We start from the raw sequence: 11,750 nt of genomic DNA, 5'->3' as shown, positions 1-11,750 counted from the left end.
ACAACTATCGCGACGGCCACGAGTTCGCCGACCTCCGGCTGGTCGTCGACGACCCCGACGAGATTGTGCCCCACCGGACGGTCTACGCGGGCGAGGAGTTCGCCCTGCGGATCGACATCGACGCTCGAGGGCAGCCATCGGCCCGACTCGGGAGTCGCCCGTGGCGGTCGTGGGCATCAGCGTGGAACCGCCTGGAGGCACACCCACTGGAGACGGCACACGACAAGTACGACATGGTGCTCGATGGGAATCTCCGGCGGATCGGTTCGTGGTCGGCCGCGCTCCAGTACATCGAGGACTTCCGGGAGGTGTTCGACGAGTGACGCGCATTCAGCAGGTTCACTGGGAGCTGGAGATGGACTACATCGGCCATCCGTACTACGTCTCGGGGAACGCCATCCTCCACGCACTCGGCCAGCACGTCCCGTACGACGTCCACCAACACCTCCACGCCAGCCACGGGATGTTCACGCCGGGGCAGTTCGGGACATTCCCCGAAGAGCACTCCCAGAGCGGTATCCGGCCATACCTCGGAAGCGGGCTCCCGGACGTCGAGAGCTACGATGACCTGTTCCTGATGCGGAACCCGGCTCATCGCTGGCTTCTCGACAGCCGTCCGCGAGACGCGCTGAACACGCACGACATCCGCCCGCAGAGCGGGCATTCGGCGCTATCCCACGAGACGATCATGGGCAAGCCGGAAGACGCTCGCAAGCAGCAGCAGACGACGAAGTGGTACGTTCACGCCTACCTACACGCCGATGACCCCGATGCGCTCCCGCTGGGCGAGGACGTACTGGAGGGCCTCCAGTTCGGGGGCAAACGGAACTACGGCTACGGCGTCACGCGGCTGAAGGACACGCAGGTTGTCGACCTCGATGACCTGGACTACTCACGTCTCGAGAACGGCGAGGCCTTCCTCGTGGAGGTGACGACGCCGTTCGTGCTGAAGTCGGAGTACCCCAAGGCCGCCGACCAGGACGTCCCGTGGTGGTGGAAGGAGAGCCGTCGGGATCTCCGTGAGCGAGAGGAGAAGATCCTCGAGCAACGGGAGGTCTACAAGCTCCAGACCGTCGACCACGGGCAGGTCGTGAAGTACGAGGGTGACCATCCCATCGAGACCGCGAAGAGCGGTGTCCTTCGGGTCAGCAGTCACTCGAAGTACGGCTTCGGAGAGCTTCGGGTGAAGCCGGTCGAGCCTCGATCAGATCAGTGTAAGAACTCAGAGAAGAACGGCGAAACGGCGGAGTGAGAAATCCGAACGATGACGGGCGAATCGGCGACTAAACATCACGTGGTTTCGTGAATAAAGAAATCGTATTCACAACAACTGATAACGTCGCAAAGAACATCAGCCTGCGCTATCTGCGTCGTAACCAAACTGGGGGCGAAGGCGCCTTAGGTGTGCGCTTGAACAGCAAGATGCTGGATAGTGAGTGGATTACCTACCAAGATCTCGGCCAAAACAGGATTCTACGCCGAATCCACCGCTTTAGCGGTGGGTACCTCAACGAGTGATTGTCACCGGGGCTGGTGCTTTCCGCATAACCTGCTCTGCAACGCTACCAACAAGCAGCCGCTGGATACCGTCTCGGCCGTGGCTTCCCATTACCACTTGGTCGACATTTTCGTCCTTGACTGTTGCAATGATTGTTTCGACCGGATCACCAACCACAGCGCTAGTTCGAACTCTCTCAGGGCTCACGAATTCGGCCTGAGCGTCCGCTAAGAGTGATTCAGCCTCTGCTTTGGCTTGTTTTTCCCAATTTCCACTGTCCCCGCCGCTATAACCGACGAACCCATCAGCGGGATCAATAACAGTTAAAAGTGTAACAGTTGCATCAGGGAACACAGCCTGCGTGTATTTGATGGCTTCCTGTGCTGGTGCTGATCCGTCAACTGGAACAAGGATTGTTTCAATCATCGGCTTCCGTTATTCCCATTCTTGTTGAAAGAAGTTTATTTTCACGGGCAGTCTCAATTGCGTCTGACAAGCGACCAAGGATAATAAGTGTCGGTGGAAGAGTCGCAAGAGCAGCAACAAGAGTAAGAAAAATAACGCCGACAGTCAGTGATCCGAAGTCAGCCAAGATCGGAAACGGCGACAGGGTAAGTGCGGAGAACCCGAACACGGTTGTGAGTCCAGAGACAGTAATCGCCTTCCCAACACGTGACCCAGCAGTTTCAACCGCATCAAGCCTGGATACTCCATCCTGTTCAACCTCCTCGAAGTAGCGTTCCATTACAATGATTGTATATTCTGCACCGATTCCAACGCTCAGCGCACCGAGAGATGCACCCAGTGGTGACACCGGAATCGCTAATGCCAGCATATAGATGTTTTGCCAGCCGATGACAAACGCCATCGGAACGAGAGGGGCAACGGCACGGAGTAAGTTCCGGTAGTAGAGTAGCAAAGCTCCGAAGACGAATAAGAACCCCAGTCCGGTTGTAGAGTTCCGGTTTTCGATCTGATCAACGATTGACGGTGTCGATTCCGGAGACTGCCCAGTGAGGTGCACATCAACTCCAGATGGCGGCTGGCTTAGTGTAATCGCTGTCTCCACGGTATCGAACAGACCCAACTCTTCATCTGTGTTCATTCCTTGTTCGGCAGTTACCTGAATCTGTGCATAGCCATCACTGTAATACTGCGCTTTCTGATCTTCTGGAATCTCTGTTAACGTTTGCTCGACTCCACGTTCTGTCTGTGGCAGCGTGCCACCGTTATACTGTTTAATGAGTGTTGCTGGCGTCGAAACACCGGTTATTTGTGGTTTATCGCTGGCGATAGTACGGTACCGTTCCATCCAGCGTAACACTTCTGGGTTACGCAGTTGTTCACCGCTGACGAGAATGCTGTATTGCACGTTATCACCACCACCAGCAACAGACCGGAATTCTTGGAGATCAAGGTAGGCTGGTAGGTCCTGTGGAATAAACTCTTCACTGTCAGCGAGGGTCCCAAGATCAGAACTGACAGCGAATCCACCAGCCATCACGACTGTGGCGATAGAAAGTACAATCAGTGGGTTTGCTGCGAGCAGCCGTGTGGTCCGACCAAGCAACTTTCCGAGGCGGCCGATCTCACTTTCTTCCTGCTGTGGAGTTGAGTTTGGTCCACCAGCAGTCGGTGTCTCGTCCGGGGACGAGTCCCGAAACCGTGCCCAAAGCGTGAGTCCCGGTAGGAGAACAAGTAGTGATGCGATGAATGTTAATATGACACCAAAGATGGACGTTTGTGCAAACCAGACGAACGCTGGCGATCCCACTGTCGAGACCCATGTCGCACCAAATCCGAGTGCTGCTGACAACATAGCAATCAATACAGGTGGTCCCACGCCTCCCAACGCTAATGGAAGCGCCTCACGTGGACGGTGATCTTCGAGTTCTTCTTCATACCGTTCGTGAAACTGGATTGAATAATCAATCCCCAGTCCGATCAGGATCGGAAAGACAGAACTTGTAAGCGTAGAATTTGGTATGCCTGCATAGCCAATAGCTCCAAATGTCCAAATAACGCCAACAAACACGGCAACGATTGGTAATAGGCGAAGCCTAACGCCCCGAAATAGGAAGAAAAGCGCAACGATCATCAGACCGACAGCCAAACCGAGTAACTGCTGTGTACTCTGTTGGATGAGAGCGGAGAGTTGTGAGGAGAACGCTGCTGAACCGGTAACCGTGACGGCGATACCGCTAGGGAAAGCTACCCATTCCTTGGCGTCAACCGCGTCTGTGTACACTGGGCGGGACTGCTGTTGGGTCAGCCCAGGTTCAAGTACGACAGTGACTACTTCTGAGTGGGAGTTTCCAATCACTCGTTCAATTTTCTTTTCTGATCCGGGAATCTGTCCATATTCCGCCCGAACTTGATCAGCAGGACTGACTACCTGTTCAACATCATCAACTTCAGACATCCTCCGGTCATAGCGATCGATCGCTCGCATTGTTGCGGGTTCCGTGACTTCACCACGTACTAGCATGGCAATTGTCCCACGGTCAAAATTGTCGTCATATGTGTTCAGCGTGGGATTTTGGCCGACAAACGCACGATCACCAGTTACGCTCTGGATCTGTGCAGCGCCTGAAATAGCAATTCCAATAAGTACTATTGCAGTGATAAGCGCAACTAACGGCCGCTTCTGAATGTGTTGACCAATACGAGCGAATACTGTCCGTATACCCATCATCTTATTAACTATTTTAATTCTGCCGCCGATACACGATGATGGCACCGCCGATGAGCGCTAACGCCCCAATTGCAAGTCCGGGAATCAGTGGCAGGCCACTAGACTCTTCCGTACTAACTGGAACACCGATCGTAAGTGACCCAGTAAATCGGGTATCCCCGTCGGGTTCATCATATCGAAGCTCAACTGCAGAGGTGTACTCTTTCGTAAGAGCAGTATCTGAAGCACTGACCCGGAACGTCGCGGTTACAGTCTCTCCGGGTTCCACAGTGCCAAGATATGCGCCATCATCAGAGGATGACAATGGATCGTTAGTGAACAACTTGATATTTGCGTTGGTTACTGTTTCGTTACCGGTATATTCGATTGTTGTTGTCAGTTCTCCATCGCCACCCGGTGAGACTGTAGCATTTGTCCTGAGAACACGGAACCGGTCGCGCTCCTCTCCGATAACAACACGTTGACGGAGTGGCGTCGTCGGCTGGAGCACATCACCAGCATCGTTTTCATATTCAAGCATCAATGGCACTGAGATTGAACCTGGCTCAGCCTCTTCCGGGATATTAACTGTAAATGATACCTCCGTAGAGTCACCGACATCAAGATCACCAACTGCCGCTTCACCGCTAGTCACGCTAAGGGGCAGCCGGTCTTGTGCACCGATTCGGACAACCATATCCTGTACAGGTGCAGGTCCTTCATTGGTGAGTGTAGCTCTGAGTTTCGCTTCTGGCTCATCTACTCTGAAATCGGTCAGTCGAACATTATTGACTTCGAACGAGCGGTCTCGTTGCACGGTAAAGTTAGTCCGTGCAGTGTCAGCCGTTTCGGTGATCCCATTGCGATTCTCGAACTCAACTGTTACTGGTATCGGGTATGTTCCTGGATCAGTATTCTCTTCTGCGCCCATCTGTACACTCACAACCTCTTCTTCTCTGGGTTCGAGTGAACCAATTGAACGGGCTGTGCTCTGTGACGGGCCTGTTGCCTGTCCGAAAAATGTCCCTTCAGTATTCGTCTTAAATGTTGCTTCAGTATCCGTTGCTGTACTGGTTCCAGTATTCTGAATTGCATATTGTACTTCGCCGTTATCACCGGCAACAATGCTGTCTCCTCGGATTCTTGTGACAGTAAACTGAGGTTCGTCTTCAACCACAATGGTAACATCCCGGACAACTTCTTGCGACCGCGTTGTCCGTTCGGTATCATCAAGTGGACCGAACGAAACTGATCCGGTGTGCGTGTACTCGACTACGGCTGGAATTTCATATGTCCCCGGATCAACATCCCCAACTTCAACTCGGAAATCAAGTGGCACCTGCTGGCCGTCGGCAATAGATCCAATGGACTGTGTGCCTGACTTTACTTCAATCGGCGCATCGAGATCATCATCCTGTAACTCGACCCTAACATTCTTTGCACGCTGTACTTCTTCCTCGAACGTTGCCTGTTTTCCTTTTCTGAGATGACCATCATTAACCAGAACGATTTGGACGGATTGGGTCGAGGTAGCTCCAACTACCGGCTCTGGTGTCGACACACTGATATTTGGCTCTCCGATCACAGTCGAATCGGCAGCAACTGGTGTTGCAGCACCAAGTAGTAGGCAAGCGCAAACTAGGACACTAACCCCTCGTGATGACAGAAGGTGCGACATTCTCACGATTTACCATCTGCGCCTTCCATGGTTTAGACCTTCGGGAATTACTTTACACGTTATAAAAGTTTATTACTGGTTCAAACGAAGCTCATAGACGCAATTCAGACAGCTTACGCAATACGTCGCTCAAGCATCTTTGCAAACAACCGGCAGGGAATTCACGCCCACATCAAAAATCTCAGCCCACAAAACATATACCCATCTCAAGCAGAATGAACGTATGAGCTGGATAGCCCGGACATCAGCGCTGTTGTTCATTTTCCTGATTGTTACTTCGGTAGCAAGTAGCGCTACTACTGGACAAATCCAGTCGAGGAGTCAGGGAACGGTGGCCGAAGCTGAGATACATGAAGAGGTAGGCGACATCGTAAAGATTCCAATTCGTGTCCCGCCGTACAACACAACAACACTCAACATTTCTGGTGAGCAGTACTCAGCAGAGGTTACCGCAACTGATCAAGATGGTGACGGACAGATCCAACTTCGAGTCAACACGTTCGAAACGCAGACTTCAGGCAATCCGTCTGGGTATAGTGTTGCATCACCAGATCACTTACGCGAAGTTTCTCAGCGGGGTCATAATGGGCTTACCAAGGGAGAATATGCCATATCCGTTGATGGAAATACATCCAAGTCGACTTTATTACTTAAGCAAGGCACGTTCCAGCCAGGCCAGTTACATACATTACCGAATGATAGGAAGATAAATAAATCTAATATTATGAACGACCGATCACCTGTTCCAAGCCAGATTGCTCATGATGACATATTGATTGCAGAGTTTGAAGCAGAGGGAATCATGGGTGTTGGCCGGTTTGATAATCCACCAGGAAACAACGGGATCGTTGCAGCAGATAGTGCCGTGGGAGCGCAGACGACACATACGGTTCAGGTACAAGGAACGGATGCCAATACATCGTTTCGGAAGGTGCGCATTAATTATGATAATGCAGCAGGAGAGACACCAGCAGGTCTTGTCAAGCTAAATATAACCCATGCCGGTATAGATTCAGATCAAGATGGGCAGATAGATCGGTCATTCAAACCATCGATTATAAACGTAAAGACAAACTCAGAGGGGATAATAGAAATTACAAGCAGTGGGCAACAAACGGTCTCAAAGTCAGAAACAATAATCCTCCAATATGAGGACGTTACAAATCCATCCAGACCTGGCACCTACCCTGCAACTGTTATGCTTGGGTCAGATAAAATCGACACAACAGTAGAATATGGACCGGCCGCCACTGGTAATCTTGGAAACGGGTTGAATGTTAATGCTAACACCACCAGTTTAGATGGATTCGTCGCGCCGCTACCATTCAAGTACTTCACTTCACCAGCTAACGACCGATTATATGTCGCAATGGATACTGGCGGCCTAGACAATATGACTGGTGAGTCGATCTCTCTGACACTTTCTCAATTTGAGAGCGGAGAGAGTATCTCGACGAAAAGATCAGTAACAAATGCCAGTCTCGTCGAACCGACTGCCAATGTAATGATAGCAAATGATCGGTGGCAAGCGGATTCAGAGCCACTGCAAATTACGGGTACTACAACTTTGGCGCCTAATAGCAATATTTGGATTCGCGTTCGCTCAGCCGGTGATGTTCCGTCGCCTTGGATTTATCATTACACCACGTCTGTTCGGCCAAACAGAACTTTTGAGATAGATATTACAGAAAATAGGATTGGGACCAATGAAACCGTCTACGTTAGACCCGTGACAAGAAGTGGTCCAATCGGTTCCGAGGAACCGGTCAGAGTAATAAATGCAACTGATTGATCACCTCCCCCTCATGAATGGTATGGAATCCTAAGCGTTGGGATTTAGCGTTTACGCGTCATTCAACGAAGTCTCGTGGGATCTCCGAGTCCGGTTGAATGAATAACGCAAGGTTGGGCCAAGCAACTGGTACCGCTATCCCAATGGGGGGAGTCATGGGTAGTGCTTTTGTCTGATATCATCGACTCTGTTTATTTCTCCGTGTGTAACGGCGCCATAATGTCGCATTTCCACAGGCCACGTTCAACACGAATATCACCATCCTCGTGCCCACACACGCTACACAACTGACGTGCCGCGTTCATCGGGCGTCTCCCCTTAATTCCACGCAGCAAGATTTGGAATCTATGAGATTCATCACCCACTTGGACGCCAACTATCTAAGCGTTTGTTGCCGTGTCTGCTCCAATCACTCTCATCGACACCGCTTGAATCGCCCACGGTTAGCGTTCACACGTTGCGGGCAACACACCGTTCAACAATGTCTTTCGACAGAGCGTACAAGAAGTGGTCATCGTCGTGAGATATTCTCCCACACCCACTTTGCTTCGAACGGTTTGCACAACGTGGCTGAAGTGAGATCATCCTCTAAGACGGAGCAGGAGCAATTCTTACGTCGGAGATTTGCTGTCCCACAAACTGATCGAAGAGGAATCAAGTAGTTCCTCGAAATCGAATACGTCGAGGATTCCCAGTATCTCGTTCAAATTATCATCTGATTTCGGAAAGATTTTTTATTTTCCCCGACCCTGACTGGCAAAAACAGCGGCGGCAACGCAGTTAATGAGTCCAAGAATTGGTTCCCCAGCAAGATGCAGCGATCGCAGGAAACCATATGTGTGAGCGGCCTATTTCGGGCCCTGCTTGGACGGCCGTGAAACTTCTTGATCCACGGTTCCAACAGAAACCAGAAAGACACTCCGCCCGGGTGGTATGAAGGCCTTCTCCTGACACGTATTTTTATTGTGCACGATCATCCGGTGGTCACACTCAGTTGCTGATACGGCGGATGCTCATCAGCCCAGACTTCTCATAGCCACTGGGAGAGGTCTTCAGTCCCCCTCAATCTCAGGGTGGAGTTCCCTCCTCAAATTTCGTTCCTTCCTCAGCAGAAACCACGCGAAGCACATCGCGGTACGCTGTGACAAGCGCCATCTCATTGCCCTGTTCATCACACCAGCGTTCGCTCACCATCGGGCGACCCGCCACGGGACAGTCCGTCCCGCGACGGCTCGCGTTCCTTGTAACCCGAACACATCTACTGAGTTTCATTGACCTACGTCGGCCCGTCGAGAGTCTGATCCATGCGGTTCCAGACGATGGGGAAGCCGCAACCTCGGCACCAGATGTGGTTGAGGTCGTCCTGGGTTCGGATGGTTGTTGCTCCACAGTCAGGACAAGATAGCTGTTCTCAAATTGTCTTGAGACGCCACTCGATTATAGCGTCGAGCAGCTTAATCCGAAATTCCAAAACCCCAAGTGATGCAAGATTCTGAAGCATCCCGCCGAAAGCAGATTTTTTTGATCACAATCGTAGCAAGAGGCGAGATGGTTTCGTACTACAGACTCTTTTCGTTAGCCTGATCAAGAATGTTTTCTCTTTGGCTAAAAATGCAATTTTCGTTAACTTGCTGTATCCGTTGTCACTAGCGACGACAGAAGGCACATCCGATTTTTCTACAGATTCGCGGCAGAGTATCAGAGTGGGCGTCAAAAGAGCCCAGATGGCCGGATGCCATCCAAGGTGCAGACAGAGAGAAGAGTGCGCCGAATACAAAACCACTAACTATGGCTTCACAGTCAAGAAAGTCGTGCAATAATATATCAATCAACGGTGCAACCACTACTACAGCTTTACTAGTGAAGCAACCCATGATGGTGACAGGTTCCGTTGTTTCAGATGCGACCGTAAATACCACGCCACAAAGAACATCGCCTGGGAGCCATTTTATACTCCTGCTCTCTAATGATCAGAGTGAAAGTTCCCCGACAAGCCTACCATTTACTGTGCAGATAGTGATGAGCGAAGTGCCTTTATTGGTGGCTAGAGTACTCGCATCACGTGAGTGATTCAGTTCCATTCACCGGTGACCCGGCAGACACCCACGAAGCTATTATGCACGGTACTTTTTTTGCGCTTAAAGAATACGGGTATGCAGAGCTGTCTATTCAACGGATTAGCAATGAGCTTAACTTGAGCAAGTCGACATTATATCACCACTTCAGTGGTAAAGAGGACCTCCTTCTCTCGTTTTTCGACTTCTTATTAGATCACTTAGAACAGTTCTATGAATCTGGTTCAATCAATGAACCGCAAAAAGCGATTTCGGACATTATTGATGCTCTACTCAACGAGAATATAACACCGAAGAAGAGATCAGCGGAGGGAGAAGTGCTGGCAATGTACGTTGAGTTGAGGTCCCAAGCGATTCGTGACGCAAAATACAGAGAACGAATCGCAAAGGCGGATCAACGCTTTATCGGACAGGTAGCCACGATTATCAATACGGGAATTGACCAAGGGGTATTTCAGGCAGTTGAACCAGAGGAAACAGCTGAGTTCCTGTTGGCGGTATTGCACGGAATACTTATCCAGGGCACAACCCGAGAGAGTGTACCATACCAACAGTTACATCAGAATCTTACAGAGTATCTTCAAGCAGAACTCTTCGTCGAATGACACACTCCCGTCATGATGTCGCCCACAGCGACCACACTATCCCTCTTGCCCAGCAGGTAGAGTGGCTATTGGCCGATATGGTTGAAGATGACACCCATTTCAACATATGGACTTTTCGAGGCATTCAACGATGATCTAAAGATCAGTGTCAGTCCGACCGCCAGCGACAACATCACAGTGTCTCCTTCAGAACTCTTGAGTGCTACACAGGTCGCAGTCAAAGCACACGACCGGACGGCTGATCTGCTCAACGAGCGAGATATCCTGGCTCTCCACGAAATGGGACGGACGCCAGTGTCGATGACTTCTCGCTGAGTCGGTGGCCGGACAGGGACCATCAGCAGCCCGCGATCCGGTCGACATACTCGAGCTACGGCCGCGTCGGCCACTCGCCTGTACGGTACAACGGGCCTAGTCGGGCAATCGTCGACGAGTCAAACACGCTCTTCTACGGGGAGAAGAACCTCGACGGCGTCCTCAACCTCGTGTCGTGCTCGAAAAGCCTGCTAGGAGATTGCATGGGCGTCGACCGGGAACGTTCTTATAGTGGATCCAGATTGGCGATGCCCACGACCGCAGCGTCCTCGTCGCATGGAACCCCTGGCGTCACGAGTTTTTTCGAACGGATGTGGACGCACCACAACGCCAACCACGGCGGCTTCATCTTCGCACCCGAGGTCGGCCTCCACGAGAACGTCCACGAACTTGATCTCACCTCGTTGTACCCGACATTATTTATACGCGGAGCATCTCGCCAGACGTTATCTTAGACTGCCACAGCGACCGCGACGACATCACCGGTCTCGGATACCCGATCTGTGACGACTGGAGCTACCTCGTCGACGTCCTCCAGCAGATCATCGACGCTCACGGCGAGATTACGGGGCGCACCGAGATTCAACTCGAATACGAGGCCCATTACGACTGGGTGGTGTTGGTGCCGCAACGCGAAGGCGGCGCCGGCGAAGACGACTTCAAGATTAGAGGCATCGAAGCGCGGCAGCGCTCGACCCCGCTGTTCACCGGGACTGTCTCGAACGCTTCGGTGCGGGTCGCCAGACGTAGTACTCAGCAGTCACTAAGACGCCATCAAGCGCCTCTACACTGGAACGGTGCCGGTGATCATGGGTTCGTGTCTCCAGCCACTCGAAGGACATACACAGAGCAGCTAGAACGTGGCGGCACTAAAACGGGCTCGCGAGCAGGACCTCGCCGTCCACCCGGAACAAGACATCGAGTACGTGGGCGTCGGCGACGAGAAGAGTTCGCGAGAGCAGGTCGCGTTGGGTCAGGAAAAGATCGAGTCGTACGGTGCGTCGTACTACAAGACACAGTTGGTCCGAGCTGTCGAGAGCATCTGTCACTCTTGGTTGAGACCGGGACGATATCCGACGAGAGCTCAACGGAACACGTGTAGTCGGTCTCATA

At 51.8% G+C, this 11,750-nt stretch carries 6 protein-coding genes and 3 pseudogenes; 5 read left to right on the top strand and 4 right to left on the bottom strand.

Features of this window, described 5'->3' with window-relative positions:
- Together C444_RS08210 and C444_RS08205 are read left to right on the top strand one after the other, a co-directional pair.
- Window positions 1-323: pseudogene (locus C444_RS08210) on the top strand (hypothetical protein); the annotation flags it as partial.
- Window positions 320-1,252 (top strand): hypothetical protein, encoded by a 933-nt coding sequence (locus C444_RS08205; RefSeq protein WP_004592214.1) that lies wholly within the window; start codon window positions 320-322, stop codon window positions 1,250-1,252. The pseudogene C444_RS08210 and the gene C444_RS08205, both read left to right, overlap by 4 nt.
- 255 nt (window positions 1,253-1,507) lie before the next feature.
- Here the strand turns inward: C444_RS08205 and C444_RS08200 are convergent, their stop codons facing one another.
- Genes C444_RS08200 through C444_RS08190 form a run of 3 tightly spaced genes read right to left on the bottom strand, consistent with a single transcriptional unit; the run spans window position 1,508 to window position 5,733 of the window.
- The gene (locus tag C444_RS08200; RefSeq protein ID WP_004592213.1) at window positions 1,508-1,924 is read right to left on the bottom strand and encodes a universal stress protein; all 417 of its coding nucleotides are present in this window, start codon (window positions 1,922-1,924) and stop codon (window positions 1,508-1,510) included.
- Window positions 1,917-4,193, bottom strand: a complete 2,277-nt coding sequence (locus tag C444_RS08195) for an efflux RND transporter permease subunit (protein ID WP_004592212.1) — start codon at window positions 4,191-4,193, stop codon at window positions 1,917-1,919. The genes C444_RS08200 and C444_RS08195 overlap by 8 nt, the downstream gene beginning before the upstream one ends.
- Window positions 4,194-4,206: 13 nt before the next feature.
- Window positions 4,207-5,733 (bottom strand): COG1361 S-layer family protein, encoded by a 1,527-nt coding sequence (locus C444_RS08190; RefSeq protein WP_239641273.1) that lies wholly within the window; start codon window positions 5,731-5,733, stop codon window positions 4,207-4,209.
- Window positions 5,734-6,073: 340 nt separating this feature from the next.
- On the opposite strand from C444_RS08190, the gene C444_RS08185 reads away from it, so the two are divergent.
- A complete protein-coding gene (locus tag C444_RS08185) occupies window positions 6,074-7,642 on the top strand; it encodes a DUF7827 domain-containing protein (protein WP_049909323.1) in 1,569 nt (522 codons plus the stop codon).
- A gap of 734 nt (window positions 7,643-8,376) precedes the next feature.
- Here the strand turns inward: C444_RS08185 and C444_RS22280 are convergent.
- Window positions 8,377-9,143: pseudogene (locus C444_RS22280) on the bottom strand (hypothetical protein).
- 561 nt (window positions 9,144-9,704) lie between these two features.
- Between C444_RS22280 and C444_RS08175 the strand changes: the two are divergent.
- Both C444_RS08175 and C444_RS23100 read left to right on the top strand, forming a co-directional pair.
- On the top strand, window positions 9,705-10,322 hold the full coding sequence (locus tag C444_RS08175) for a TetR/AcrR family transcriptional regulator (protein ID WP_049909321.1): 618 nt from the start codon (window positions 9,705-9,707) through the stop codon (window positions 10,320-10,322).
- A gap of 14 nt (window positions 10,323-10,336) precedes the next feature.
- A pseudogene (locus C444_RS23100) lies at window positions 10,337-11,674 on the top strand (hypothetical protein); the annotation flags it as partial.
- Window positions 11,675-11,750: the final 76 nt, after the last annotated feature.

The sequence above is a fragment of the Haloarcula japonica DSM 6131 genome (genome assembly GCF_000336635.1).
Classification (GTDB): domain Archaea; phylum Halobacteriota; class Halobacteria; order Halobacteriales; family Haloarculaceae; genus Haloarcula; species Haloarcula japonica.
The sequence above is the reverse complement of the archived record's forward strand: the minus strand, read 5'-3'. Positions and strand labels throughout refer to the sequence as shown.